Origin of the sequence: Cryobacterium sp. TMT2-15-1 (assembly GCF_004402345.1) — a bacterium.
GTDB classification, from domain to species: Bacteria; Actinomycetota; Actinomycetes; order Actinomycetales; family Microbacteriaceae; genus Cryobacterium; species Cryobacterium sandaracinum.
In genome coordinates, this window is the sequence record NZ_SOGD01000029.1 from 284,330 (window position 1) to 309,715 (window position 25,386).

Genomic DNA, 25,386 nt, shown 5'->3' on the forward strand with positions numbered 1-25,386 from the left:
TTAAGACAATTCGGGGCTGAATCCGTGCAATTCCGGGCCGCCTGCCGGGGAATCGGAGGGATTTGGCTTATGGTGTCGAGTGTGTGGCGCCTCGATAAGAAACTAGATGACGACGGCATCCTGACGGAGATTCAGGATGCTCCGCCCGCCGACCCGCACGATTCCGCGGCTCCGCACGCGGTCAGCTTGGGCGATCCGTCCCTCACCGTGGGCAATGTGGCCGACCCGGTCTGGCAGCGCTGGCGCGACGAACTCGCCGAAGTGGGAGGGCGTTCCCCGCTGCTGCACTTCAGCGACGGACCCCGCACGCGGATCGAACTGAGCGCCACCCATCCGGGCGGTCTGCCCCAGTTCATCACCGGCAAGACGGCTCTGCTCTCCAACCTGATCCGCGACGAGCTGGCCCTGCGCAACGCGCGTCTGGCGGCCGGCGAGATCACCCAGAAGGGCATCGAACTGCGCTCCATGCGCGGCATCGAATCGGTGCACCTGGCCATCGGCCTCGCCGAGTGGTGCCACAACGATGTCAATTACAGCGCACCCGTACTACTGCGCCCCCTCGCCATCCGCCGCTACGGCCGCGATTTCGAACTCAAGCTCAAGGGCCAGCCGTTCCTCAACCCGGAACTGGCCCGCGCGCTGAAGGACCAGTTCGAGATCGTTCTGGATGCCGATGCGTTCGTGGCGCTGGCCGTCACCAACGGCGCCTTCAAACCGCAGCCCGTGATCGACCGGTTGCGCGGCCTCACCTCGCACCTGCCCTGGTTCAACGTGGTACCGCGCCTCGTGGCCTCCGTGTTCGCCGACGTCGGCCGCGCTCTCGCCACCGATGCGGCCAGCCTGGACCATCCGCTGCTCGACGCGATCGGTGGCAACACCAACGCCCGGCGTGCCATCGAGACCGCGTACAACCCGGTCGTCCCGATCGGTCAGGACTCCCGGCCACCGGCCACCGACATCCTTCTGCTTGACGCCGACTCCGAGCAGGAGAACGTCGTCGCGCAGATCGCGGCCGGCAACTCGCTCGTCGTGAAGACCCTTCCCGGCACCGGAGGCACGCAGACGATTGTGAACGCGATCGGCTCGCTCATCGCTCAGCACAAGCGCGTGCTCGTTGTCAGCGCCCGCCGCTCCAGCCTCGACGGTATCGCGCACCGCCTAGTGCAGGTCGGGCTGCCCGGGGTCGCCGTGACCCCCCGCACCCTGCGCCGGGACCTGATCCAGTCGATCACCCGCAACGAGAAGGCCACCCAGCCCATGGTCGGCGACGTCGACGACGCGCTCGTGCGCCTGCGCAAGGTGCTGCTCGACTACCGGTCGGCGCTCACCCGCCGCGACCCGGCGCTCGGGGTGTCCGTTCTCGACGCCCTCGGTGAACTGGCACGCCTCGCGCAGCTGCCCTCACCTCCCTCGACCACGGCCAGGCTCGACCGACGCGCGCTCGAACGCCTGGCGCAGGGTCGGCCGACCGCCGCCGCCACCCTGATCAAGGCGGCTGCACTCGGTGAATTCCGCTACGGACCCGGCGACTCGCCCTGGTACGGAGCCTCCTTCACCTCCACCGCGGACGCCTCGGCGGCGCACCAGCTGGCCAAACGGGTCAACCAGATCGAACTCCCGCGCCTACTCGAGCGTGCCGCCGGACTCGTCGGCCAGACCCGACTGCGACCGTTCGAGACCATCGCCGAGCTCGGCGTCTACCTGCGGCTGCTGCTCGACATCCGGGAGACGCTCGACAAGTTCCAGCCGGCCGTCTTCGACCGGTCCCTGACCGAACTGATCTCCGCGACCGCGTCTCGCCGGGAGTCGCCCGAGATGACCGGCGCGAACCGTCGCCGTCTGCGCAAGCTCGCTGTGGAATACCTGCGCCCCGGCGTGCACGTGAGCGACATGAACGAGAGCCTGCGCCGCATCCAGCAGCAGCGCACCCTGTGGCAGCGCTTCGTAGTCGCCGGCGTCACCCCCGAGGTGCCCGTGGGTATCTCGGATGTGCACGTGGCCTACCAGCGCGTCTCGGAAGACCTCGCGAGCCTCGACATTCCGCTCGGAGCGGCCGGAACCACCCGTCAGCTGTCGAACCGCCCGGTGAAGGAGCTCATTTACGTGATCTCCGGCCTGGCCGCCGAGAGCGAGGTACTGGCGAACCTGCATGAGCGCACCGCGCTGCTCGCTACTCTGCGCGCGCACAATCTCGACCCGCTGATGACCGACCTGTCCCAGCGACACGTGTCCGAGAGAGACGTCGCCGACGAGCTCGAACTCGCCTGGTGGCAGTCCGTGCTCGAGAGCATGCTCAGCGGCGACAAGGCCCTCCTGAACGCCAACACGCAGGTTCTCGACCGGCTCGAAGCCGACTTCCGCCTGGTCGACGAGGCGCACGCCTCGACCACCGGGCAGCTCCTCGCCTGGCTGCTCGCCGAGACCTGGAAGATCGGCGTCGTCGACTGGCCCGAGGAGGCCGACAACCTCAGGCGCCTGCTGCGCGCCGACCGGGCCACCCCCACCCGCCTGCACAAGGCCGCCCCACACCTGGGCCGCGTGCTCGCCCCGGTCTGGCTGGCCTCGCCCTACGAGGTGGCGGCACTCGACGACCAGATGAGCTTCGACACCGTACTGCTCGTCGACGCCGGCGCCACCACCCTGGCCGAGAACGTCGGCGCCATCCGTCGCGGCCGGCAGATCGTCGCGTTCGGCGACCCGGTCACGCAGACACCGTCGTCGTTCGAGACCGGCATCACGGCCGCCGCCGACGACCGCGTCGAGCAGGAGACCAACGTCGACGCCCTGCACGCCGACTCGGCCCTGGCCCGCCTCGGCGAGCTGCTGCCGACCCTGACCCTGACCCGCAGCTACCGCGCCGGCGGCGAAGACCTCGCGGAACTCGTCAACCACCGCTTCTACGGCGGACGCATCGACTCACTGCCCTGGGCGGGCAGCTACCTCGGGCACGGCAGCCTCACCATCAACTACGTGGCCGGCGGGCACGGCATGCCCGACGCCGACTCCGGGGCCGTGGAAAGCGTCGACGCCGAGGTGGCCAAGGTCGTCGAACTCGTCATGGACCACGCCGTCAAGCGCCCGAAGGAATCACTCATGGTCATCACGGCCAGCGCGCGGCACTCCGTGCGTGTGCACCAGGCCGTGCTGTCCGCCTTCTCCAAGCGCACCGACCTCTCCGACTTCATCCTGAAAGACCGGGCCGAGCCATTCACTGTGCTCACCCTCGAGCAGGCCGTGGCGCAGAGCCGCGACCGGGTGATCTTCTCCATCGGCTACGGCCGCACCCCGCACGGCCGTCTCCTGACGAACTTCGGTTCGCTCGGTGAACCGGGCGGCGAGCGGCTGCTGGCCATCGGCATGACCCGCGCCCGCCGGGCCATGGACATCGTCTCCTGCTTCCGCCCCTCCGACATCGACGAGGATCGCCAGCGCCACGGCATCCTCGCGCTCTCGCAGGTACTCAGTGAGACCGAGGCGCGCCGCAATGAGGCACAGGTTCCCGACGTGAGCGAGGCAATGCTGGTCGACCTGGCCCGCCGCCTGGAACGGCTTGGCCTCACCGTGTCGCTCGGCCACCGCGGCAAGCTGGCCCTCGCCGGCTCGCACGCGGGCCGTGCCGTCGTCGTCGAAACGGATGCCGTCGTCGGCCGGTCGAGCCTGCGCGAGTCCCTGAGGCTGCGCCCCGAAGTGCTGCGCCGCCTCGGCTGGCACTACCTGCGGGTGCACAGCTTCGAACTCTTCAGCAACCCGGACGCGGTGGCCGCCCGCGTGGCGGCACTCGTCGGCCTGTCGGTGCCGTCGGCGGCTGCCGGATCCTCCGCGCATGGCTCGGCCGCGCATGGTTCGACGGGGCATGGTTCGACGGGGCCAGGTTCGACGGGGCGTGGTTCGTCCGGTCCGGTGCGCCGACCTGGTGCCTGAGCGCGGCGTACCCGAGCGGGATGGTCTCGACGATTTCGACCACCGGGACAAGGTCGGCCACCTGGACGCATCCGTCGTTCCCCGGCAATCCGTCGTCAAATCGGCCGGCACGTCCCGGCGTGCTCGGCTGACGCCCGCGCCCGACACCGACCCCGATCCGCACCCACCGGTTCTGCGCGAGGAGGGCGGCATCGTGCCCGCCGATCCCACCGGACCGGGAACCCGCGGCGTCAACGACGAACGGCTCCGTCAGGACCGCCCGCCGCACTGGTAGCCGAAGGGACGGAGTTGGTGACTGCCGTGGATGAGTGAGGCCTCATCGCCGTGGGCGATGGACCCGCCGAGCCCGAGCCCGAGCCCGTGTGTGTGTGTGTGTGTGTGTGGCTAACTCAGGACATCCGCCGGCCGCATTCACCAGCCGCCGCGGAGCAGTGCGGAACCGGCGCGGATGCCCGACCCGGCCGGACGGATCTCCTGAGTTGGCCACGACCCCTGCCCGCTGTGCAGCAGCGCTTGTGCCGTTCGGTATCCGCCACACGCTCCGGACGCGGCCTTCCGCCTGTACTGAGCAGCGTCAACCGGGGCCGGTCAGATTTGGTTTGCCGAGAGCGGTAACCAGGCGATGAGGCCTCAGTCAGCTAGAGCGTGTGCTTCGAGCCCTGGTCGAGCGTCGCGCCGGCGGCCAGCAGGTCGCGGATCTCGGTCAGGAGGTCAAGTTCCGTTGTGGGGGCGGCGGCATCGGCGGTGGAGGGAATCCCGGCTGCACGGCGACGCTCCTGCGCGTGCTTGAGGTGGTTGAGCGGCATCACGAAGACGAAATAGACGACGGCCGCGACCAGCAGGAAGTTGATGGCCGCGGCGAGCACGAGTCCGAACGACAGACCGCCCCCGCCGGGAAGGCCGATGACCATCGCCTCCGCCAGGCTCTCCGAGTCGAAGATCGCGGCGATCAGCGGGTTGAAGATGCCCGTGACGATCGCGCTGACCACCCCGGTGAACGCCGCGCCGATGACCACGGCAACAGCAAGCTCGATGACGTTGCCGCGCATAATGAATTCTTTGAAGCCCTGGATCATGGTGATACTCCGGTGAGGTCTCGACGCCGGGACAGGCGAGTGGTGTGCTGGTGTGCTGGTGTGCTGGTGTGCTGACGTGCTGAGGTGCTGGGGCTAGGAGGCCTTCGCGGCGGGCGCGGGCGTGTTACTGGTGCTGGTGCTTGCGACTTTCCTCGGGCCGGAACTGTCTTTCGCGGGGGCCGCGGACTTCTCGCTGGAGGAGCCGGAACCGGTGCCGGAATCGCCCGACTTCGCGTCTGAGCTCTTGTCTGACTTTTTGTCTGGGGTCTTCGACGAGCGCTCGAGCGAGCGCTTCGCATCCGACCGGGCGTCGTTGCTGTAGAAGCCGGAACCGCTGAAGGTCACGCCGATGGACGAGAAGACCTTGCGCAGCTTGCCGGCACAGGTCGGGCAGGTGGTGAGCGAGTTGTCGGTGAATGCTTGCTGGATGTCGAACGCGGTGTCGCACTCGGTGCAGCGGTAGGAATAGGTAGGCACTGGAACTCCGATGGGGGACCGGCCCACGGGCCGGAATCTCCGATTATGAAATGGCTTTCGTTGAACAGGAAGTAGGGGGCGGGCCGATCAGAACGCGATGATGCGCGTCGGGGTGACCAAGCCGTCGACCGGCTGGTCGTGAACCTCGCGGGGCACCTCGTCGACGTATTCGTTCTCGAAGACGACGGCATACACCGGCGGGCACTTCTCCATCGAGCCTAGGGTCTTGTCGTAGTAGCCGCGACCCCAGCCCATGCGCAGGCCGGTTGCATCGACGGCGGCGGCCGGCACGATGATGAGGTCAACGTCATTGATCGCGATCGGGCCCAACAGGCTGCCGCCTGCCTCGGGGGCGCCCGAGAGACCCTCGAATTCGGTCTGGTCCTCGCCGACGGTCCAGTCGAGGAGTCCGTCATCGCGGGATACCGGAAACAGCACCCGGATGCCCTGGGCCTCCGCCCAGTTCACGAACGGGCGGGTGTCCGGTTCGTTGCGGGAGGACAGATAGCAGGAGATGGACCGGGCCGACAGATCCAGGGTGATGCTCTGCAGATTCTGGGTGAATCCGGCCGTGGCGGCATCCCGCTCGACCGAGGTCAGGTTCTGGCGGCGCTCCCGCAGCTCGGCGCGAAGCGCGCGCTTTCGGTGACCGATATCGGAATCCATATATCTCATCCTAGATGCCGATATCGTAGGGACCATGGGGACATCAATTACCAAAGCCGTCATTCCTGCTGCAGGACTGGGCACTCGTTTTCTTCCGGCCACCAAGGCCATGCCGAAGGAGATGCTGCCGGTCGTCGACAAACCAGCGATCCAGTACGTGGTGGAGGAGGCCGTGGCCGCGGGCCTGACCGACGTGCTGATGGTCACCGGGCGCAACAAGGACGCGCTGGAAAACCACTTCGACCGCATGACCGAACTCGAGGCGATCCTGAAGAAAAAGGGCGACCACAGCCGACTGGAGAAGGTCAACCACGCCACCGACCTGGCCGACATCCACTACGTACGCCAGGGTGACCCGCTGGGCCTCGGCCACGCGGTGCTGCGGGCCAAGATGCATGTTGGCAACGAACCGTTCGCGGTGCTGCTCGGTGACGACATCATCGACGAGCGCGACCCGCTGTTGGCGAAAATGCTCGCCGAGCAGGGCACGCGCAATACCAGCATCATCGCCCTGATGGAGGTGGAGCCCTCCCAGATCCACCTCTACGGAGCGGCCGCGGTCGAGGCCACCGACGATCCCGACGTGGTGCGGGTCACCGGGCTGGTCGAGAAGCCCAGCACCGAGGATGCCCCGTCGAACCTGGCCATCATCGGCCGCTATGTGCTACGCCCCGAGGTCTTCGAGGTGCTCGAGCGCACCCAGCCGGGCAAGGGTAACGAGATCCAGCTCACCGACGCGCTGCAGGAGATGGCGCTGAACCCGGCCACCAGCGGCGGCGTGTACGGGGTCATTTTCCGCGGCCGCCGCTACGACACCGGCGACCGCCTCGACTACATCAAGGCCATTGTGCAACTTGCCGTCGACCGCGAGGACCTCGGACCGGACCTGCGGCCCTGGCTGCACGAGTTCGTCGCCACTCTCGACTAGAACACGCGCGGTAGATTAAGGAAACACCATTTCGGCACTGAGTAGACGGGCACACTGTGGCGATCGCAATACCGACGCTTCATGAGGGTCCCGTCACACTGCGACCGATTCGATTGCGCGACGACCGCAACCTCGACCGTTCCCTGATGGAGAACCGGGGCTGGCTGCGCACCTGGGAGGCCACCAGTCCCTATGCGCCGATGTCCTTCGACACCCGCGCCAGCATCCGCAGCCTGCTTGCGCACTCACGTGTCGGCAGCGGGCTGCCGTTCCTGATTGAACACCAGGGCGAGCTGGCCGGCCAGCTCAACGTGTCGTCGATCACCTGGGGCTCCCTGTCGTCGGCCACCATCGGCTATTGGGTGGGCGAGGAATTCGCGGGGAAGGCGATCACGCCCACAGCCGTAGCCCTGGCCACCGACTACTGCTTCGGCCAGCTCGGGCTGCACCGCATGGAGATCTGCATCCGACCCGAGAACGTGCCCTCGCTGCGGGTCGTGGAGAAACTCGGCTTCCGCTACGAGGGTCTGCGCCGCCGGTACATTCACATCAACGGCGACTGGCGCGACCATTTTTGCTTCGGGCTGGTGGCCGAAGAGGTGCGCCAGGGCGTGCTGCATCGCTGGCAGTTCGGCCAGGTGCCGGCCGACGCCGCCCGGGTGACGGACGTCGATCGGGCCGCGGCCGCGCATCCGTTGACGGTGAGTGACCGATGAGTGCGGGAATTGCCCGTGACACACCCTCGATAATCATCACCGCATGGCTACGGCCCTCCTACCTTAGAGACTATGAGTAGCGAGGTCCTGGGCGGGGGAGTGATGATTGCGGTCGCGGCTGCCCTGTGGGTGACCTACCTCATGCCGACCTGGGCGCGCCGACGCCAGTACCTCACCACCGAGCGCAACGCCGTTCGCTTGCAGCAGACCTTGCGCATTCTGGCGGAAACGTCGGAGGTGCCCCAGCAGGTGCGGCTCGAAGCGAACGCCCGAACCGTCCTGAACCAACGCAAGCTGCTGGCCCAGGCCGAAGACGATGCCCGAGCCGAGGCGAAGGCGGTGACGGATGCCGTTGCGTCCGCCCGGCGCTCCGCCGCGGCCCTGGCCGCCACAAATCGTGCCGCTGCCGCCCGAGAGGTCGCTGCCCAGGCTTCCGCCGTGCGTGCCGGCGCCGCCGGTGCCGCGGTTGTGGCCGGCTCGCCGGGTCGCGCTCGCGCTCTGCGTCTGCGCCGGGTGCGAGCGTTGACCTCCCTGATCCTGCTCGGGGGCATCCTTTTCTTCGTCTCCGGGGTTGTCGCGGTCGCAGCGGGCGGAGCCTGGACCGCTGTCCTCGGCGGCCTGGCTACGGTCGCGCTCGCTGTCGGGGCGCTGTCGCGCCTCGCCCGCACATCTCGCCGCGCCCACCAGCACGCCGCCGCCGCGAATGGCTCAGAGGTCAGCTCCCCCTCCGCCCGCGTCGGGCAGGCCTTCGAGTCCGTGCACCTCGAGGAGACGCCGGTCGTCGCCCCGAGCTGGACGCCGCTGCCGCTGCCTCGGCCGATGCACCTGTCGCGCGGATCCGTCGCCCAGGCGGCGATGGCATCCGTGGATGCCGCCGCCGAGCTGCGGAAGGTAGCCGCAGAGGCTGAACTCGCCCGCCGGGCCGCGGCCCTCGAGGTGGCCGTCACCCCGCTCACGCGTGCGGTGCCCGGTCGCGAGAACGCTCCGGTCGTGCCCGCAGCGAGCCGGTTCGCGTCGATGGGCGTCGTCGGAGACACCGCCCCCGGCATGAGCGACCTCGACGACGTACTGCGCCGTCGCCGCGCCGTCGGCTGACCGAACCCGGGCGGATTCGGGCTCTAGCGGGCGGTTCGGCGAAACTCGGTCGCCGCGCGTGATATTCTGCATAAGCGGTTGGGGGCTATGGCGCAGTTGGTAGCGCGTCTCGTTCGCAATGAGAAGGTCAGGAGTTCGAATCTCCTTAGCTCCACCGAGATAGTGATAATCGTCAGTCGCAGGCCCCTGGGAAACCGGGGGCCTTCTTCTTTGTCACGGTCTTTCTGTCTTCGTCTTTCTGTTCTCGTCTTCAGGCCGACGAGCCGCTCCGTCGCCAAACGCGGACGTTTCGGTTCATGCGGCGTGTTGCGCCGGGGTGAACGGCGTGTCGCAAAAATCTCCGAAATGAAAGTTTCTGATCCAGGCCGAGTTGACGTGCCGACCTGCACCGGCCTCAGCGGCCGAGCGCCGATCGGCCGACGAACGTCTCCATGGTGAGCACGGTCGTGCCCTCCACGTCGGTTGTCGACAGCGCCACGCGCACAGCACCGAGCTCGGTCAGGGAGGAAACGTGGGTGCCGCCGCAGGGGATGCGCACGTCGTGTACCGGCAGCTCACAGACCCAGTACCGGCGGTCGGTCAGCAGTGGGCCGTCCCGGTCGATGCGCACGCTTGCGTCCGTAGCCACCCACCCGGCGAGAGCGGTGTTCAGCATCGATTCGATCTCGGCCAGTTGGTCGGCCAGTTCCTCGGTGACGAAGCCCTTGCGGCGCAGGGATTTGCCGAGCCGGTAGGCGTCCACGGATCCGTTCTCGCCGATGAGGGACACGTCGATCGCGGTGCCGTCGAAGTCGGGGCTGCCGAGGGCGTCGGTGCGCACGTCCTTCTTCCACCGGTTTGCGAGAGCCAGGTTGAGGGCGAGGGAGGCGAGGTGGCACGCGGTGTGGCCCGCGGACATTCGCCGCCGGTAGCCGGTGTCGACGACGGCGTCGACCGGCTGCCCCTCGATCAGCGCGGCATGGGGCTGCACGATGTGAGCCACGACGAACGCCCAGCCGGGTGTTCCCTTCGGCACCGGGATGTCCCGGCCGAGGTGCAGCGCCGACCCGTCCGTTGCTCCAACGACGCAGTCCAGCACCGGCAGCTCGATTCCCTGGGCGCGCAGCACGGCCCGGTCGGGACCCTGGTCGGGCCAGCCTGCGTCGACCGGGTGCACGGGGGTGGTGTCGAGGAGCACGGCAAGCAGTCCGGTCGGAAGCGGCTCGACGTGCAGCACCGTTGCGGTGCCCTCGGTCTGCCCGGCCGGGTAGCTCACTTGGGTGTCCATAACGGGAAGGGTCATCGGCAGGTCCTTTCGGACTATAAAAGGGTGTTGCCGCGGCTAGCGCGGCAACACCCTGAGTTTATTCGTGGAGCAGGCGCTAGGCCTTGCGGGCCTTCTCGGTCGTCTCGTTCGCCTTCGCGTGCTTGTCGGCACGCTTTTCTTTCAAGGACTTGCCGGCAACCTTTTTGGATGCGTCCTTCTTGGGTGATTTGTCAGCCATGTGTACTCCTTCGAACCGAGCCCCAGCGGCACCGTGACTTCGACCCTACGCGGGTTGCCGCGAAACGGCACCTTCCCGCTCGCACCGGCACCCGGCCCTGTGCAACTTGCGCGCCCGGCCGTAGGCTGAGACCGACGCGCCCCGCCAGGGAGGCAGACGTCTCCACCCGGAGAAAGGGATCCAAATATGAGCGACATGACCACCTACGAGGCCATTTTCTACGGACCCAACGTGATCGCCGCCGGCACGCCACGGAAACTCGAGTACGTGAACGGCGAGTATCAGCAGGAGGTCGTGCTTGAGGAGACGGAAGACGGCTCAACCGTGCGCCGCAGTTTCCGGATCGGCCACGAAACAGAGGAACCGATCCCTTACCGCTTCGTTGAGGAGGAGACCGAAGACCTGCAGGGCGAAGCGGATATTCCCAACTAGCCGGATCCGCTTGATTCGTCCACCGGGTCAGATCCGGGTGCCGGGGCCGCGGCCAAGCCGAATGGGCAAAGCCATCAGCGGCCCCACGAAGCGGCGCTGTAGCCTGCGCGCCGGACCCCAGACGAACTGCACCACGTACTGGGCGAGGATGGCGCCCGCCGCCAGCGCGGCGGCCACGGCACCGGCGGTCAGCATGCTGAGTAGGCCGTCGATGTTGCCGTCGGACAGCTGCAGCAGGCCGCGGAACAGGATCAGCCCCGGAACGAGGGGGACGAGCGCGGAAACGACGATCACCAGCGGGGGAGTGCGCACGATCCGGGCCGCGATCGCGGCCAGCAGACCGACACCCATGGCGCTGAGAGCAGACGACCAGACCAGGCCGAAGCCGGCGCTCGCCCCACCCAGATAGAGCAGCTCTGCGACGGCGCCGAGCAGGCAGACCACCCAGAACGCCCGCCACGGCACCTGCACGGCGAGGCCGAAACCGGCGACGATGACCATGGCGGCGGCGAGCATCACGGGCACGTCGGCCAGGGTCGGCGTGAGGTTGGCATCGACGCGCAACTGGAACCCGAAGCGGGCCACCAGTAGTGACGCCCCGGCCACGCCGGTGACCAGGCCGCCCGTGATCAACAGGGCCTCCATCATCCGTGCCGTGCCGGTCAGGTAGAAGCCCGACAGTGTGTCGTGGACCGCGCCGAAGGTGGTGACGCCGGCCAGGAGCATGATGATGGTCGCGATGACGACCAGGGACGGATTCGCGGAGGTGTCGATGAGTGCGACGATCGCGGCGACAAGCGGCCCGATCGCCCCGCCCACCACGTTTTGGTAGAACACGGGAACCTGCCGGCGGTCGAGCGAGGTCGTGATCAGGTCGATGAAGAAGGTGGCGACGAAGGCGGCGACGCAGACGACCAGCCCGCCGCCGATGAGCACGGCGGCCCCGGCTCCGACGAGGCTCCAGCCCAGCCGGCGGTACAGGGCCGGTACCTGCGGCTTGGCGCTGACGATGGTGGCCAGGCGTTTGCGGGCATCGGCGACGTCCGGCGGCGAGTCGAGGATCTCGGCGATCAGCTCGGAGGTGGCTGCGAGCTTGCTGTAGTTGAGCGAGCGGTACTTGACGTTGCGGCTCCGGGTGATGGACTCGTGCGTGGCCGGGTCCTCGTGGGTGAGCGCGATGATCGTGTGCGTGACGTTGGCCTCGGTTCCCCTCAGCCCGTAGGCGCGGGTGATGGCCTCCATGGCGGCCGTGGCGTCTTCGGCCCCGGCACCGGCCGCGAAGATGACCTCCGCGAGCCGCATGGTGAGGTCGAGGACCGAGCGGGTGTAGGCGGCGCTGTCGAAGACGTTGATCGCGCGGGTGACATCAGACATCGAGCGGACCCAGCCAGGCGGCAGCCACGGTGGCGTGCGCCGATTCGGCGTCGGACGGATGGAAGAGCCCGGCCAGAACGTCGCGGTACAGTCGCCCGAGCTCGTTCCCGGCGAAGTACGACGAGCCGCCGCTGACCCGCAGCGCCTGGTCGACGACCAGGCGCGCGGTCTCGGTGGCGCGATACTTCAGGCCCGACAGGAGCGGGAACCACTGCGGGCCGTGGTCGGCCTGAGTGGCGAGATCGTGGGCGAGGGCGTCGAGCTGGGGGTACAGGCCATCCATCATCATCGCGGCCTCCGCGACGCGCCAACGGATGTCCGGGTCCTGCGCCAGGGTTCGGCCGTCGTGCTTGAGCGACGTGCGCCGCTTCGCCGCCAGCACGGCCAGCTCGACCGCGCGCCGGCCGATGCCGGTGTACACGGCCGCCAGCAGGATCTCGAAATTGGCGAAGATCGCGAAGATCAGCGGGTCAGGGTTCGGCCCGGGATCCAGCCGCCGGAAGACCTGCTCCGGGCGGGCGGATGCGCCGGTGAGCACGGTGCTGCGGCTCTGGCTGGCCCGCATGCCCAGGGTGTCCCAGTCATCCTGCTGACTGACGCCCGGGTCGCCCCGGTCGATGAACGCCCAGACGATTTTCGGGCCGTCAACGGAGTCCCGGTCGATGCCCATGGTGCCGAGCCGGGTCCACGCCGGGGAGAGCGTGGTGAAAATCTTGGTGCCGGTGAACCGGTAGCCGCCGTCTGGCTGCGGGGCGGCCGTCGTGATCGAATCGGAGAGCACGAGGTCGTTGCCCGGCTCGCTCACGCCGAAGCCGAAGATCTCGCCCGCGGCGGCGCCGTGCAGCACGCAAGCGAGGCTGTCGTCGCCGCGCTGATGCAGGGTGAGAGCCACGCCCGTCCAGACGAGGTGCATGTTGACGGCGAGGGCCGTGGCCGGGGCGTGGGCGGCGAGCCGGATCTGGTCGTCGGCGACCTGCTGCACGCTGCGCCCGAGGCCACCATGGGAGACGGGCACGAGCGAGCGGAGGTAACCGGAGGCGATCAGGTCGGCCAGATCGTCGGCGGGGAACGTATTGTCCCGGTCATGCGTCGCGGCACGAGAACGGATACGTTCGAGAAGCTCGTCACCGAGCGGGGAGAGTTCGGCGGTCGTGTACACCAAATAAGTTTACGCAGGCGTGCGCCGCTTGCGTGCCAACCGGATCACCAGGTAGACGATTGCTGCGACCAGTCCGAGAGCGAGCAGCCAGGGCAGCGCGAAGCCGATGGCCACGATCGCGGTACCGAGGGCTGTCAGGAGGGCGTTCCAGCCGGCCGCGATGGCATCCCAGAAGTCGTCCGGGGTGCCGGGATCCACTGTGCCGGTCGAGTACAGGTCGAGCGTGATGGTCGAGAAATCGACCTGGTCGGACAGGTAGTCCCGCTGCGCCTGCAACCCCTCGAGCTCGCTCTGCCGCTCGGCCAGCGCGTTCTCGACGGCGATCAGGTCGGTCGTGTTCGTGGCGCTCGTCATCAGGGCAAGTAACCGGTCGACCGAGGTTTGCAGCGAGGTGATCCGGGCATCGAGGTCCTGGGTCTGCTGAGTGATGTCCGAGGCGTTGAGCGACACGAAGTTGACGGTGCCGAGCTGCTTCAGCTCCGCCAGCGTGCGGTCGAGCTCATCCGAGGGGATGCGCAGGGTGAGGTTCGCGCTCGCCGGCTGGTTGCCGGTGGCGGGGTTCTCGGTGCGGCTGTCGATCCGACCACCGGCCTGCTCGGTGATGGTGACGGCATCCTGCACGGATGCGATCGGGTCCTTCACGGTGATCGACACCATCCCTGTGGTGATCACGTCGCGCTGGCTGGAGGCGATTTCGCCCGTGCTGCCGTCCGGGAAGGTGCGCGAGTCGAGAGACTCGCCTGGGGCGCCGGGTTCGGCGCCGGGTGTGACGGTCCCCGGATTGACGACGCCCGGTTCGGCGAGGCCCGGGGACGTGGCGGAGCCGCCGGAGTCGGTGGAAACGCCGGGCACGGAGCATCCGGCCAGCAGCAGTGTACTGAGGAGTACCGCGGCGATCGCGGGTAAACGCTTCATGGCCCCACTGTACGACCGCTGTCGCCCGCTCTGGATCACAATCGAGTCTCGGCATGCGGTGCGCGCGTCGCGTGCATGTGCCGCCTACACCGGTCGCCGAATGGATCGGGAACGCCGTTCACGGCGATACTGGAACCATGACCTGGTGGGCGACCCTCTGCGAACGGTTCGGCTGGTCACGCCCGCCGCTGCTGCATATCGCGATCGATGAGGGAACCGGTCCGGTCGTGATCCTCGTGCACGGCATCGCCTCCTCCTCGGAAACGTTCCGGGAACTGGTGCCACTGCTTGTGCCCAGGCACCGGGTCATCGCCGTCGACATCCTGGGTTTCGGCGAATCGCCGATCCCCGAGGGGTGCGAGTACCGGCTCGAGGACCACGTCGAGGCCCTGGCCACCACGATCCGGTCGCTGAAGCTCCGCGAGCCGTTCATCCTGGTGGGCCACTCCCTCGGCAGCCTGATCGCGGCGCGGATGACGGCGATGCCCCGCACCCGCGCGTCCCGTCGAACCCAGGTGTCCCGGGTGGTGCTCGTGGGGCCGCCGGTCTACCTGTCGCCGACCGACATCGGTGACCGTTGGGTGCGGGCCCGGGTGAACGCCTACCTGCGCGCCTACGACTTCCTGCGGCTGAACAAGGAGTTCACTCTCGCGAACGCGGCCATCATCGCACGACTGCTGCCGAAGGGCATCTTCGAGCTGACGGAGCGCAACTGGACCCCGTTCGTGAAATCGCTGGAGCACTGCATCGAATCGCAGACCGTGGTCAGCGACATCGCGGCCGTGCAGGTGCCGGTCGACGTGGTCTACGGTGTGCTGGACGCCTTCATCGCGACCGGCTCCATGACGGTGATCGAACGGATGCGCCACGTCACCATGCACCGCGTCGAAGCGAACGACCATCTCATCCGTCCGCGGCTCGCCCGGGCACTGGCCCGGGTCATCGACGCGGACGACAATGTCGGGGCTGGGGCCTTGTCCGGGGATGCTGCCCCGTCGGTCGCTGCTTCCGCTATAGCTTCCGTGGCTAGGCTGGAGAAATGGACACACGAACCCTCGGAAAAACCGGCCGAACCGTCTCCGTGATCGGGCTGGGCACTTGGCAGCTGGGAGCGGACTGGGGTGACGTGTCGGAGGCCGACGCGACCGCGGTGCTCGCGGCATCCGTCGACGCCGGCGTCACCTTCTTCGACACCGCCGACGTCTACGGCGACGGCCGCAGCGAGCAGATCATCGGTCGATTCCTGGCCGGCAGCGCCGCCGCCGGCATCACCGTGGCCACCAAGATGGGCCGACGGGTCGACCAGCTCGCCGAGAACTATACGCTCGCCAACTTCCGGGCTTGGACCGACCGGTCCCGCACGAACCTCGGCATGGACACCCTGCACCTCGTGCAGCTGCACTGCCCGCCGAGCGACGTGATCGAATCCGACGAGGTCTACGACGCGCTTGACACACTCGTCGCCGAGGGCGCCATCGCCGGCTACGGGGTGAGCGTCGAGACCTGCGACCAGGCTCTCGCAGCCATCCAACGGCCCGGCCTGGCCAGCGTGCAGATAATCTTGAATGCGTTCAGGCTGAAGCCGCTCGAGGCCGTCGTGCCGGCCGCGCGCGCCGCCGGTGTGGGCATCATCGCCCGCGTTCCGTTGGCGAGCGGCCTGCTGACCGGAAAATACACCCGGGAGACAACCTTCGCTGCGAACGACCACCGCAACTACAACCGCGACGGCAGCGCCTTCGACGTCGGCGAGACCTTCTCCGGTGTGGACTATGAGACCGGTCTGGCAGCCGCCGCGGAGTTCGCGGCGCTCGTGGGTTCCCTGACCGAGGAGCTCACGCCCGCGCAGGCCGCGCTGGCCTGGGTCGCCCAGATTGACGGCATCAGCTCGGTCATCCCCGGGGCCCGATCGGTGCAGCAGGCTCGCGGCAACGCCGCTGCCGGTTCGGTCGCCCCGCTCAGCGTCGGGTTCAATGAGGGCGTGCAGGATATCTACGACCGGATGCTGCGCGACCAGATCCACCGCCGCTGGTAGCACCTGTCCGGTCGGGAGTGCCCGTTCCGCGGGTCGCTCTCGACCGGAACGGGGACTCTCGCGCGGACCTGTGGAGGCGGCATTGTCGCAAGGCACTGCGGCTCCGGCGAACCAATTCGACGGAGATTTTTGGGTTGAAGCCGGTTTTCGTGTCGTTTGGGCGGGATTCAGCCAAAATCTCCGTCGAATTCGTCAGAGGCGCGGGAGAGGGGCGCGGGAGAGGGACGCAGGGTCCTGAGCGCGACCCGCGGGCACCGATCCGGGTCGAGCTGAGATTCAGTCCAGGTCGTCGGGATCTTTGCCGGTGCGCTGGCCGGCGTCGATGGCGGCGATCGCGGCATGGTCGCCGGCGGTGAGTGTGAAGTCGAAGACGTCGAAGTTTTCCCGGATGCGCACCGGTGTCACCGACTTCGGAATCACCACATTGCCCAGCTCGAGGTGCCAGCGGATGACCACCTGTGCGGCCGTCTTGCCGTGCCGGGCGCCGATGGCGTCGAGGGTCTCGTTGCCGATCGCGCGGCCGCGGGCCAACGGCGACCAGGCCTCGGTGAGGATGCCGTGGGCCGCGTCGTACTCGCGCACGGTGGACTGCTGCAGCCACGGGTGCAGCTCCACCTGGTTGATGACCGGAACGACATCCGTTTCGGCCAGCAGGCGGTCCAGGTGGTGCGGCTGGAAATTGGACACCCCGATCGACCGGGCGCGGCCAGAGGCGCGCAGCGTCTCGAGGGCGCGCCAGGTGTCGACGAAGCGGTTCTGGCGGGGTGCGGGCCAGTGGATCAGATAGAGGTCGACGTAGTCGAAGCCGAGTTTGCCGAGGCTCACGTCGAAGGCGCGCAGGGTCGTGTCGTAGCCGTGCTGGTCGTTCCAGACCTTCGTGGTGACGAACACGTCCTCACGGGGCAGGCCGGAGCGGGCGACGCCCTGGCCGACGCCGGTCTCGTTGTCGTAGAGCGCCGCGGTGTCGATGTGGCGGTAACCGGCCTCCAGGGCGACCTGAACAGCGTCGGCCGCCGCGGCATCCGCGATCTTGTACACGCCGAGCCCGAGCTGGGGGATACCGTGTCCGTCATGCAGGGGAAGTACCGGTGAAAGCGTCATCCTCCCATCTAACCTCGTCCTCCTGCGCCGAGGCGTGAACCGACACGATATAGGGGTGCGCGCGACGCTCAACCCCGCGATGGTGACGGTTCACCGCGCGATGAGCGATGGCGGCTAGGAGACCTGCACCTGGATCGGTGCGGTGTCGGGGAGCGGGCTCGCATCGCGGCCGCGGAGGTCGGGGTGCCAACGCCGGCCGAGCGCGGGGATGATCGTGCCGAGGCCCGCGAAGCCGGCCGCGACCGCGATGGCCGCCGTGGCGCCGCTCTGGTCGATCATGAAACCGGCGATGGCGGAACCCAGGGCGGCGCCCATCAGCTGGCCGGTGCCCACCCAGCCGTAGGCCTCCGCGGTGTCACTGAACTTGACGCTCGCGGACACGATGCCGAAGAGGACGGCGAAGGCCGGCGCGATTCCGATTCCCGCCAGCAGCAGGGTGGCTGCCAGCCACCAGAAGCTGAGCCCAAGGGTGGCGAGACCGAGGCCGACGGTGACGATGAGCATCCGTGCGGCCAACGCCCAAGGGCCGATCGGGGCGTGGCCGAGGGCGAGCCCGCCGATCAGCGAGCCGAGAGCGAAGATGCCGAGCACCCAGCCCGAGTCCGCGCTGCCGTGCCCGAACGCGGCCACCACACCCGCCTCGACGGAGGCGCAGGCGGCTACCAGCATGAAGCCGACGATGGTGCTGAGCATGACCGCCGGGCGTCTGAGAACGACGCCGAGTTTGCGGCGGCTACGGGGGATGCGCACCCGGCCGACCTCGGGCAGCACCAGAAACCAGACGCCGCCGCCGATGAGGAAGATGGCGGCGAGCAGGATGCCGGCGACCGGGCTGACCTGGATGGCCACGAACGTGGCAATTACCGGGCCCAGCACCCAGATGATCTCCTGGGCCGACGCGTCGAGCGAGAACAGCGGCGTGAGCTGGCGGGAGTTGACGATCTTCGGGTAAATGGTGCGCACGGCCGGCTGAATCGGCGGTGTGGACAACCCGGCGATGAGCCCCACGGCCATCAGAACGTAAATGGGCATGCTGACCAGAGCCATTGTCACGATGGAGGTCGCGCAGACGACGAGGGTGGCCGTGATCACCGGACGCATGCCCCAGCGGCCCATCAGGCGGCTGGTGAGTGGCCCGGCGACGGCCTGGCCGATGCTCATGGCGCCCAGCACGAGGCCGGCGGCGCCGTAGGAGTCGAAGACCTGCTCGATGTGGATCAGGAACGCGAGCGACAGCATCCCGAAGGGGAACCGAGCGGTCAGCTGTGCCGCGATGACGCGAGCAACGCCCGGAGTCTTCAGAAGGGTCCAATAGCTGCTCACTTACTCAAGTCTACGTCCGCCGAGGTAGCGTGAGCGCGTGCGAATACTGATCACGGCCGACGAATTGGCAGCCATGCTCGAGTGCCGAAGCGACGTTCGGGTGCTGGACGTGCGCTGGAAGCTGGGTGGCCCGCCCGGGCCGGACGAATACCGGGCCGGCCACATCCCCGGCGCCGTGTACGTCGACCTGGAGACCGAGTTGGCCCGGCCCGGCGAACCGGCCGACGGGCGGCATCCGTTGCCCACCCGTGCGACCCTGCAGGCAGCCGCGCGCCGCTGGGGGCTTCGTGACGGCGACACGGTCGTGGTCTACGACGACCTGGGCGGGATGACGGCAGCCCGTGCCTGGTGGCTGCTGCGTCACGCCGGGGTGCGCGACGTGCTGCTTCTCGACGGGTCGCTCGCCGCCTGGCGCACTGCCGGCCTGCCGCTCGCGGCCGGCGGACTGGCCGCAACAGAGCTGAGCGCGGAAACGGTCCGTCCGGGCACGATCACCCTCTCCGACGGGGTGCTGCCTGTGCTCGACACGGATGCCGCCGCCGCGCTCGCGCAGACCGGCGCGCTCCTCGACGCCCGCGCTGCGGAGCGCTACTGCGGTGACACGGAGCCGGTCGATCCTCGTGCCGGCCACATCCCCGGCGCGATCAGCGCGCCCACGGCCGACAACCTCACCCTCGACGGGCGTTTCCTCCCGGCCGCCGAACTGCGCGCCCGGTTCGAGGCGCTCGGAGTCACGGCGGGCGGCACGGTGGGCGTCTACTGCGGCTCCGGCGTCACCGCCGCGCACGAGGCGGCCGCTCTGGCCATCGCCGGGTTCTCACCGGCGCTCTACCCCGGCTCGTGGTCGCAATGGTCCAACCTGCCGGGCCGCCCGGTCGCGACGGGCGACCCGCGGGCGCGAAATCCGCGCGAAACACGCTTCCGGTCATACTGAGACACGGGGAAGCCTGTCCACGCTCAGTAGGGCTGGCCCAAAACGTTATCTGCGCACGGAATCCGCGTGAGCGTGCTGTTATATGCTCGCTTTTGTCGAATTCCGTTAACGGACCTCAAAGACGAACCAGACACATCCGACAACCACGAAAAAGGTTACGCAATGCGCGCTCAATACCTGCTCCCGGCTCTCGCCGCCGTCACGGCACTCCTGCTCACCGGCTGCGTGGACAACTCCACGGACACCACGGGCGGAGCGACGGCCGACTCCTCCGCCAGCGAGATCGCCGTGGACGACGCCGCCGCCGCGATGCTTCCCTCCGAGGTCGCCGACTCCGGCACGCTCGTCATCGGGACCGACCCGACCTACGCTCCCAACGAGTTCAAGAACGAAGCCGGTGAGCCGATCGGCTGGGGCATCGAGATCGCTGAGGCCGTCGCAGCCAAGCTCGGCTTGGAGCCGGAATTCCAGGTCGCGAAATTCGACAACATCATTCCGAGCGTGACCGGCGGCAAGGCCGATATCGGCGTGTCCTCCTTCACCGACAACGTCGAGCGGGAGAAGCAGGTCGACTTCGTCAACTATTTCGTCGCCGGTATCCAGTGGGCTTCGGCCGTCGGCAACGACGTCGACCCGGACAACGCCTGCGGGCTGAAGGTCGCCGTGCAGGCCACCACGTATGAGGACACCGACGAAGTGCCGGCCAAGAGTGACGCCTGCGTCGCGGCCGGCAAGCCGGCGATCGACAAGCTGAAGTACGACACCCAGGACCAGGCCACCAACGCGGTCGTGCTGGGGCAGGCCGACGCGCTCAGCGCCGACTCGCCCGTCACTCTCTACGCGATCGCCCAGACCGAGGGCAAGCTGCAGCCGGCCGGAGAGACCTTCGACGTGGCGCCCTATGGCATCGTGGTCGCCAAGGACTCCGAGCTGACCAAGGCCGTGCAGGCTGCGCTGCAGTCCATGGTCGACGACGGCACCTACGGTGACATCCTCGACGAGTGGGGCGTCGCGGATGGTGCGATCGAGACGATCACGATCAACGCCGCGTCGAACGGATAACGTATGAGCACCACGACTCCACCGAAAGCGGGCGGGGCAACCCGCCCGCCCGCGGAACCGGCCCCATCAGTGCCGATCAAGGCCATCAAGCTGCGGCATCCGTGGAGGATGGTGTTCGCCATTCTGCTCGTGGTGGTCTTCGTCTCCATCGTCGTCGACGCCGCGCTCCGGCCGGCCTACGACTGGCCCGCCGTCGGCAAGTACCTCTTCGACCGCCGCATCTCGCAGGCGGCCGTCGTGACCCTGCAGCTGACCGTGTACTCCATGGTCATCGCGATCGTCCTCGGGGTGATCCTGGCCGTCATGCGGCTCTCGCCCAACCCCGTGGTGAAGAGCCTGGCCTGGTTCTACCTGTGGATCTTCCGTGGCACCCCGGTCTACGTGCAGCTGACGATCTGGGGTCTGATCTCGCTGATCTACTCGAGCATCGACATCGGTATCCCGTTCATGGACCCGTGGGTGTCCTTCTCGACCAACGCGGCACTGAGCACGTTCACCATCGCCATCATCGGGCTGGCCCTGAACGAAGCGGCCTACATGGCTGAAATCGTGCGCGCCGGCCTCCTGGCCGTGGACAGCGGCCAGGAGGAGGCTGCGACGGCGCTCGGAATGAGCTGGTCGCAGACCATGACGCGGGTGATCCTGCCGCAATCGATGCGCGTGATCATCCCGCCGACGGGCAACGAGGTCATTTCGATGCTGAAGACCACGTCGCTCGTCACCGCCGTGCCGTTCAGCTTCGAGCTGTTCACCCGGTCGCGGGATATTTCCGCGGAGACGTTCAACCCGATCCCGCTTTTGATCGTGGCCTCGATCTGGTATCTGTTCTTCACGTCCATCCTGATGGTCGGCCAGTACTTCCTCGAAAAGCGGTTCGCCCGCGGCGTGGGCGACCGGCAGCCGGATCGCAAGGATGCCGTCGGCACCGGAACGGGAACCCTCACCGGGGTCGTCCCCGTCATCGGTTCCGGGCAGCCGTCGGTGATCGCACCGCCGCGCGAGAACGATCCACCAGCCAACCCCGGAGGCGTGAAATGACCGACGTGAACACGCAGGCCGGGGCATCCGTCACGATTCCCCCCATGGTTCTGGCCGAGCAGGTATCGAAGAGCTTCGGCTCGAACGAGGTGCTCAAGAGCATCTCCCTCGAGGTGAAGCGTGGCGAGGTGATGTGCCTGGTCGGGCCCAGTGGGTCGGGCAAGTCCACGTTCCTGCGCTGCATCAACCACCTCGAGGTGCTCTCCGCCGGTCGGCTCAGCGTCGACGGCGAGCTGATCGGCTACCGGGAGACCAACGGCAAGCTCTACGAGATGGCGCCTAAGGAAGCGTCCCGTCAGCGACGGGACATTGGCATGGTGTTCCAGCGGTTCAACCTGTTTCCGCACATGACGGCGCTACAGAATGTGATGGAGGCGCCGATCCGGGTGAAGGGGCTGCCGAAGGCCCAGGTGGAGCGGAGCGCTCTCGATCTGCTGGCCAGGGTGGGTCTGGCCGAACGCGCCGACTACTACCCGGCGCACCTGTCGGGTGGGCAGCAGCAGCGGGTGGCGATCGCCCGCGCACTCGCGATGGAACCCAAGCTCATGCTCTTCGACGAGCCGACCAGCGCGCTCGACCCTGAGCTCGTGGGCGAGGTGCTCGACGTGATGAAGGGTCTGGCCAAATCGGGCATGACCATGATCGTGGTCACCCACGAGATGGGCTTCGCCAAGGAGGTCGCCGACTCGCTCGTCTTCATGGACGGCGGTGTGGTCGTCGAAGCGGGCGACCCGGACGAGATCCTGACGAACCCGCAGCACCGCCGCACGCAGGCGTTTCTGTCGAAGGTGCTCTAGAAACGGTGCTCTAGAAACGGTGCTCTAGAAACGGTGCTCTAGGAATGTTGCTCTAGGAACACCGCAGCGACCGTCGCCGTTTGTACCGAGAGTCCCCGCCGTGGCGGCGACTCTCGGTACGAACGGCGATTCTCGTTCGGGCCGATCAGTGTGACGCCGAGTCTGCCCTACGCCGGGCGGCTCTGCGGTGCGGTAGCCGCGGTCATCGCGGAATCGTGCTCCACGACGTCGCCGAGTACCTCGTCGATCTGCCTCATGCTCTCGGCCGGGATCTTCACTCCCGCGGCCTCGACGTTCTCGCGCACCTGCTCGGGGCGGGAAGCTCCGACGAGGGCTGCCGAGACGTTGTCGTTCTGCAACACCCAGGCCACAGCCAGTTGCGCCATCGACAGGTTGAGGTCGGCGGCGATCGGCTCAAGCTTCTGCACCCGGGTGAGCACGTCGTCGTTCATGAAGCGGCTGATCATGTCGGCGCCGCCCTTGAGGTCGGTGGCGCGCGAGCCGGCCGGCGGGGCCTGGCCTGCCTTGTACTTGCCGGTGAGCACACCCTGGGCCACGGGGGACCAGACGATCTGGCCGACGCCGAGCTCGCGCGAAGTCGGCACGACCTCGTCTTCGATGACGCGCCACAGCATCGAGTACTGCGGCTGGCTCGAGATCAGGCTGAAGCCCAACTCCTGGGAGAGGGCGTGGCCGGCTCGCAGCTGCGCGGCGGTCCACTCGCTGACGCCGATATAGAGCGCCTTGCCCTGCCGAACGATGTCGGCGAAGGCCTGCATCGTCTCCTCCAGTGGGGTCTCGGTGTCGAAGCGATGGGCCTGATAAAGGTCGACGTAGTCGGTCTGCAGCCGGGTCAGAGAACCGTTGATCGACTCCATGATGTGCTTGCGGGACAGCCCGACGTCGTTGTGGCCGCGCGGGCCGGTCGGCCAATAGACCTTGGTGAAGATCTCGAGGCTTTCGCGGCGGTGGCCCTTGAGAGCGTCGCCGAGAACGGACTCCGCCTTCGTGTTGGCGTAGACGTCGGCGGTGTCGAAGCTGGTGATCCCCACGTCGAGCGCGGCATGCACGCACTGCGTGGCGATGTCGTTCTCGACCTGCGAACCGTGGGTGAGCCAGTTGCCGTAGGTGATTTCGGAGATTTTCAGGCCTGATGAACCGAGATAGCGGAATTCCATGCCTACAGCCTAAGCGGATGTCTGTCGAGCCCCTGGCGACCCGCCCTGGCCAAGGTTCCCCCGACGCTGGTCGAGCCTGTCGAGCATGTCGAGCCTGTCGAGCCTGTCGAGCATATCGAGCATGTCGAGACCAGGGACCGGGGGCCAGGGACCCCCTATCTGTTCTTCCGTTCGACCGCGTCCGGCATCCGGGTGCGGGACTTGGTCACGTTCCGCCATTTGCGGGCCCCGGTCTCGAGCCAGGGTGGTGCCATGATCTGCGCGGCGCCGTGCAGCATGCGGATGTTCCAGCCGGAGGCGGCGAGGTAGCGGTGGTGCCACCAGCAGAGACAGACGCCGTTGTCGGTGTGCGTCGGTCCGCCCTCGGAGTGCGGGATCGCGTGGTGGATCTCGGTCATCCCGGCCGGGATTTTGCAGCCGGGGATGATGCTGGTGCCGTCGCGGAGTTGGATCGTCCGGCGTTGCGCGGCGGTGAAGCACCGTTCGGGTGAGCCGAGGGCGATGATGCGGCCCTCGTCGGTGATGACGACTTTCTGTTGTCCGCCGGTGCTGATCAGGTCTGTGACGGCGCTGATCGAGATCGGGGTGTCGACGCCGTCGATCCAGCCGACGCCGCGGCCCTGACTGAAGTCCGCGTTCAGGTCCTGTTCCCGCACACTGACCAGGACCGTGGCCGGGGCGCCGCCGATGGTCGGGGCCTCCCGGGCCCGGGAGGCGACGTCGAGGATCACGGCGAGCACGGCGAGCACGGCGAGCACGTCGTGGCGCCGCTGGTCGGGCGTGCGGTCGTCCCGCTCGTGCGGCGCCTGCTCCCGTTCTGCCTCTCGGTCGGCTGCTTCTTCCTGGTGGAAGGCGACCGGGGCGCTCTTCGGCGACAGGTACGCGTCGAAGAGGCGGCGGAGCTTGCCCGCGATCTCGGGCATCAACGCCCCCGAGACCGGCACGATGCCGTCGCGTTCGCGGCCGAGCCGGATCCCGCGCACCATCAGGGCGTGGTCGTCGGGCCGGGACTCGTCGGGTGCGAGCACGGCCCTCCAGACCGCACCCTGCAACCGGATCTCATCCGCCGACGCCGGCACCGGGGTTTCGGAGCTGGTGCCGGTGGCCGAGGCGACCAGCTCGCTCTCGGTGGCCTGTACCGATTCCAGGTCGGTGCACCGCAGCGTCGGCGTCAACGCGGTGAGGATCGCGTCGGCCGTGTCGACGCCGATCGCCCCGGTGGCCAGGCCGATGGCCGTGGCGGGGAAGGTGGGCGGCAGCGGTTCGCCACCCAGGGAACGGCCGGTGCGCAGCTGCCTGCCCAACCGCATCCGTCGCCCCGCGGTCGGCCCGGAGACGAGCGTCAGACGTTCGAGTAGTTCTCCGGCGGTGCGGCAGTCCCGCTTCGCCGAGAGCTGCCCGGTGCCGAGCTCGGGCCGGCACCGGTCCGTGACCTCGCCCGCCACCGCCACCCGCAGCGAGTCGACCTGCCGGCCGAGGACCTCGACCGCCGTGGTCACCTGCAGGAGGCCGTCGTCGTCGAAGCCGCGCACCGCCGAGCACCGCAGGGATTCCCCGAGCCCCGCCGCGAGAGCATGCAGCTCCGCGACCGCCCGAGCCGCCGCGGACAGGCCGTGCGCGGCATCCGCTTCGGGGTGTTCCAGGAGGTTGGTCACAAACCCGAGTTTACCTCATTGTG

24 protein-coding genes and 1 tRNA gene are annotated in these 25,386 nt (G+C 68.0%); 13 read left to right on the plus strand and 12 right to left on the minus strand.

What is annotated here, in order from left to right; all coding sequences use genetic code 11:
* Nucleotides 1–69 precede the first annotated feature (69 nt).
* Together E3O62_RS07760 and E3O62_RS07765 are read left to right on the plus strand one after the other, a co-directional pair.
* On the plus strand, nt 70–3,921 hold the full coding sequence (locus tag E3O62_RS07760) for an AAA family ATPase (protein ID WP_241973370.1): 3,852 nt from the start codon (nt 70–72) through the stop codon (nt 3,919–3,921).
* A complete protein-coding gene (locus E3O62_RS07765) occupies nt 3,914–4,195 on the plus strand; it encodes a hypothetical protein (protein WP_241973371.1) in 282 nt (93 codons plus the stop codon). The genes E3O62_RS07760 and E3O62_RS07765 overlap by 8 nt, the downstream gene beginning before the upstream one ends.
* Before the next feature lie 364 nt (nt 4,196–4,559).
* Here the strand turns inward: E3O62_RS07765 and mscL are convergent, their stop codons facing one another.
* The 3 genes from mscL to E3O62_RS07780 form a co-directional block, all read right to left on the minus strand.
* Complete coding sequence (mscL, locus tag E3O62_RS07770) at nt 4,560–4,997, minus strand: large conductance mechanosensitive channel protein MscL (RefSeq protein WP_134394969.1); 438 nt, start codon at nt 4,995–4,997, stop codon at nt 4,560–4,562.
* Nucleotides 4,998–5,090: 93 nt separating this feature from the next.
* Nucleotides 5,091–5,474, minus strand: a complete 384-nt coding sequence (locus tag E3O62_RS07775) for an FmdB family zinc ribbon protein (RefSeq protein WP_134398054.1) — start codon at nt 5,472–5,474, stop codon at nt 5,091–5,093.
* Between the two features lie 87 nt (nt 5,475–5,561).
* The gene (locus E3O62_RS07780) at nt 5,562–6,140 is read right to left on the minus strand and encodes a 5-formyltetrahydrofolate cyclo-ligase (RefSeq protein WP_134394967.1); all 579 of its coding nucleotides are present in this window, start codon (nt 6,138–6,140) and stop codon (nt 5,562–5,564) included.
* A gap of 34 nt (nt 6,141–6,174) precedes the next feature.
* Here E3O62_RS07780 and galU point away from each other — a divergent pair, with 34 nt between their 5' ends.
* The 4 genes from galU to E3O62_RS07800 all read left to right on the plus strand — a co-directional run bounded on the left by galU (nt 6,175) and on the right by E3O62_RS07800 (nt 9,033).
* Complete coding sequence (galU, locus tag E3O62_RS07785; RefSeq protein WP_134398055.1) at nt 6,175–7,068, plus strand: UTP--glucose-1-phosphate uridylyltransferase GalU; 894 nt, start codon at nt 6,175–6,177, stop codon at nt 7,066–7,068.
* A 56-nt stretch (nt 7,069–7,124) separates the two neighbouring features.
* Complete coding sequence (locus E3O62_RS07790; RefSeq protein ID WP_134394965.1) at nt 7,125–7,784, plus strand: GNAT family N-acetyltransferase; 660 nt, start codon at nt 7,125–7,127, stop codon at nt 7,782–7,784.
* Between the two features lie 72 nt (nt 7,785–7,856).
* The gene (locus tag E3O62_RS07795; protein WP_134398056.1) at nt 7,857–8,879 is read left to right on the plus strand and encodes a hypothetical protein; all 1,023 of its coding nucleotides are present in this window, start codon (nt 7,857–7,859) and stop codon (nt 8,877–8,879) included.
* 81 nt (nt 8,880–8,960) lie between these two features.
* Nucleotides 8,961–9,033, plus strand: a tRNA-Ala gene (locus E3O62_RS07800).
* Nucleotides 9,034–9,273: 240 nt separating this feature from the next.
* Here the strand turns inward: E3O62_RS07800 and E3O62_RS07805 are convergent.
* Both E3O62_RS07805 and E3O62_RS17325 read right to left on the minus strand, forming a co-directional pair.
* Nucleotides 9,274–10,161, minus strand: a complete 888-nt coding sequence (locus E3O62_RS07805; protein ID WP_134398057.1) for a metal-dependent hydrolase — start codon at nt 10,159–10,161, stop codon at nt 9,274–9,276.
* 79 nt (nt 10,162–10,240) lie between these two features.
* Nucleotides 10,241–10,363: a hypothetical protein gene (locus E3O62_RS17325; RefSeq protein ID WP_255408599.1), complete on the minus strand. Its 123-nt coding sequence runs from the start codon at nt 10,361–10,363 to the stop codon at nt 10,241–10,243.
* Nucleotides 10,364–10,549: 186 nt separating this feature from the next.
* On the opposite strand from E3O62_RS17325, the gene E3O62_RS07810 reads away from it, so the two are divergent.
* Nucleotides 10,550–10,795, plus strand: a complete 246-nt coding sequence (locus tag E3O62_RS07810; protein WP_134398058.1) for a hypothetical protein — start codon at nt 10,550–10,552, stop codon at nt 10,793–10,795.
* Between the two features lie 27 nt (nt 10,796–10,822).
* On the opposite strand, the gene E3O62_RS07815 is transcribed toward E3O62_RS07810, so the two are convergent.
* The 3 genes from E3O62_RS07815 to E3O62_RS07825 are packed head-to-tail and all read right to left on the minus strand — an operon-like array spanning nt 10,823 to nt 14,243.
* Complete coding sequence (locus E3O62_RS07815; protein ID WP_134394961.1) at nt 10,823–12,169, minus strand: threonine/serine exporter ThrE family protein; 1,347 nt, start codon at nt 12,167–12,169, stop codon at nt 10,823–10,825.
* Nucleotides 12,162–13,328, minus strand: a complete 1,167-nt coding sequence (locus tag E3O62_RS07820) for an acyl-CoA dehydrogenase family protein (RefSeq protein ID WP_241973372.1) — start codon at nt 13,326–13,328, stop codon at nt 12,162–12,164. The genes E3O62_RS07815 and E3O62_RS07820 overlap by 8 nt, the downstream gene beginning before the upstream one ends.
* A gap of 9 nt (nt 13,329–13,337) precedes the next feature.
* Nucleotides 13,338–14,243 (minus strand): DUF4349 domain-containing protein, encoded by a 906-nt coding sequence (locus E3O62_RS07825; RefSeq protein ID WP_134394959.1) that lies wholly within the window; start codon nt 14,241–14,243, stop codon nt 13,338–13,340.
* Nucleotides 14,244–14,380: 137 nt separating this feature from the next.
* On the opposite strand from E3O62_RS07825, the gene E3O62_RS07830 reads away from it, so the two are divergent.
* The gene (locus E3O62_RS07830; RefSeq protein ID WP_134394958.1) at nt 14,381–15,328 is read left to right on the plus strand and encodes an alpha/beta fold hydrolase; all 948 of its coding nucleotides are present in this window, start codon (nt 14,381–14,383) and stop codon (nt 15,326–15,328) included.
* Nucleotides 15,283–16,275, plus strand: coding sequence for an aldo/keto reductase (locus tag E3O62_RS07835; protein WP_134394957.1), 993 nt, complete (start codon nt 15,283–15,285; stop codon nt 16,273–16,275). Before E3O62_RS07830 ends, E3O62_RS07835 begins: the two co-directional genes overlap by 46 nt.
* Nucleotides 16,276–16,551: 276 nt before the next feature.
* Here the strand turns inward: E3O62_RS07835 and E3O62_RS07840 are convergent, their stop codons facing one another.
* Together E3O62_RS07840 and E3O62_RS07845 are read right to left on the minus strand one after the other, a co-directional pair.
* Nucleotides 16,552–17,376 (minus strand): aldo/keto reductase, encoded by an 825-nt coding sequence (locus E3O62_RS07840; RefSeq protein WP_134398059.1) that lies wholly within the window; start codon nt 17,374–17,376, stop codon nt 16,552–16,554.
* A gap of 114 nt (nt 17,377–17,490) precedes the next feature.
* Entirely contained in the window at nt 17,491–18,699 is a 1,209-nt protein-coding gene (locus tag E3O62_RS07845; RefSeq protein ID WP_134398060.1) for an MFS transporter, read from the minus strand.
* A 37-nt stretch (nt 18,700–18,736) separates the two neighbouring features.
* Here E3O62_RS07845 and E3O62_RS07850 point away from each other — a divergent pair, with 37 nt between their 5' ends.
* The 4 genes from E3O62_RS07850 (at nt 18,737) to E3O62_RS07865 (ending at nt 22,530) form a co-directional block, all read left to right on the plus strand.
* On the plus strand, nt 18,737–19,633 hold the full coding sequence (locus E3O62_RS07850; protein WP_134398061.1) for a sulfurtransferase: 897 nt from the start codon (nt 18,737–18,739) through the stop codon (nt 19,631–19,633).
* A gap of 162 nt (nt 19,634–19,795) precedes the next feature.
* Nucleotides 19,796–20,695, plus strand: a complete 900-nt coding sequence (locus tag E3O62_RS07855) for an ABC transporter substrate-binding protein (protein ID WP_134397106.1) — start codon at nt 19,796–19,798, stop codon at nt 20,693–20,695.
* Between the two features lie 3 nt (nt 20,696–20,698).
* Nucleotides 20,699–21,733, plus strand: coding sequence for an amino acid ABC transporter permease (locus E3O62_RS07860; protein WP_134397107.1), 1,035 nt, complete (start codon nt 20,699–20,701; stop codon nt 21,731–21,733).
* A complete protein-coding gene (locus E3O62_RS07865) occupies nt 21,730–22,530 on the plus strand; it encodes an amino acid ABC transporter ATP-binding protein (protein WP_370448410.1) in 801 nt (266 codons plus the stop codon). Before E3O62_RS07860 ends, E3O62_RS07865 begins: the two co-directional genes overlap by 4 nt.
* A 167-nt stretch (nt 22,531–22,697) precedes the next feature.
* On the opposite strand, the gene E3O62_RS07870 is transcribed toward E3O62_RS07865, so the two are convergent.
* The gene (locus E3O62_RS07870) at nt 22,698–23,708 is read right to left on the minus strand and encodes an aldo/keto reductase family protein (RefSeq protein WP_104099560.1); all 1,011 of its coding nucleotides are present in this window, start codon (nt 23,706–23,708) and stop codon (nt 22,698–22,700) included.
* 155 nt (nt 23,709–23,863) lie between these two features.
* Nucleotides 23,864–25,363 (minus strand): HNH endonuclease signature motif containing protein, encoded by a 1,500-nt coding sequence (locus E3O62_RS07875; RefSeq protein ID WP_134398062.1) that lies wholly within the window; start codon nt 25,361–25,363, stop codon nt 23,864–23,866.
* Between the last annotated feature and the right edge of the window lie 23 nt (nt 25,364–25,386).

Excerpts from the sequence above, each read along its gene's own strand:
- mscL (WP_134394969.1), bottom strand. The coding sequence starts at position 4,997 with ATGATCCAGGGCTTCAAAGAATTCATTATGCGCGGCAACGTCATCGAG.
- E3O62_RS07815 (WP_134394961.1), bottom strand. The coding sequence starts at position 12,169 with ATGTCTGATGTCACCCGCGCGATCAACGTCTTCGACAGCGCCGCCTAC.
- E3O62_RS07760 (WP_241973370.1), top strand. The coding sequence starts at position 70 with ATGGTGTCGAGTGTGTGGCGCCTCGATAAGAAACTAGATGACGACGGC.
- E3O62_RS07865 (WP_370448410.1), top strand. The coding sequence starts at position 21,730 with ATGACCGACGTGAACACGCAGGCCGGGGCATCCGTCACGATTCCCCCC.
- E3O62_RS07830 (WP_134394958.1), top strand. The coding sequence starts at position 14,381 with ATGACCTGGTGGGCGACCCTCTGCGAACGGTTCGGCTGGTCACGCCCG.
- E3O62_RS07805 (WP_134398057.1), bottom strand. The coding sequence starts at position 10,161 with ATGACCCTTCCCGTTATGGACACCCAAGTGAGCTACCCGGCCGGGCAG.
- E3O62_RS07860 (WP_134397107.1), top strand. The coding sequence starts at position 20,699 with ATGAGCACCACGACTCCACCGAAAGCGGGCGGGGCAACCCGCCCGCCC.
- E3O62_RS07840 (WP_134398059.1), bottom strand. The coding sequence starts at position 17,376 with ATGACGCTTTCACCGGTACTTCCCCTGCATGACGGACACGGTATCCCC.
- E3O62_RS07795 (WP_134398056.1), top strand. The coding sequence starts at position 7,857 with ATGAGTAGCGAGGTCCTGGGCGGGGGAGTGATGATTGCGGTCGCGGCT.
- E3O62_RS07855 (WP_134397106.1), top strand. The coding sequence starts at position 19,796 with ATGCGCGCTCAATACCTGCTCCCGGCTCTCGCCGCCGTCACGGCACTC.
- E3O62_RS07870 (WP_104099560.1), bottom strand. The coding sequence starts at position 23,708 with ATGGAATTCCGCTATCTCGGTTCATCAGGCCTGAAAATCTCCGAAATC.
- E3O62_RS07810 (WP_134398058.1), top strand. The coding sequence starts at position 10,550 with ATGAGCGACATGACCACCTACGAGGCCATTTTCTACGGACCCAACGTG.
- E3O62_RS07825 (WP_134394959.1), bottom strand. The coding sequence starts at position 14,243 with ATGAAGCGTTTACCCGCGATCGCCGCGGTACTCCTCAGTACACTGCTG.
- E3O62_RS07835 (WP_134394957.1), top strand. The coding sequence starts at position 15,283 with ATGGACACACGAACCCTCGGAAAAACCGGCCGAACCGTCTCCGTGATC.
- E3O62_RS17325 (WP_255408599.1), bottom strand. The coding sequence starts at position 10,363 with ATGGCTGACAAATCACCCAAGAAGGACGCATCCAAAAAGGTTGCCGGC.
- E3O62_RS07780 (WP_134394967.1), bottom strand. The coding sequence starts at position 6,140 with ATGGATTCCGATATCGGTCACCGAAAGCGCGCGCTTCGCGCCGAGCTG.
- galU (WP_134398055.1), top strand. The coding sequence starts at position 6,175 with ATGGGGACATCAATTACCAAAGCCGTCATTCCTGCTGCAGGACTGGGC.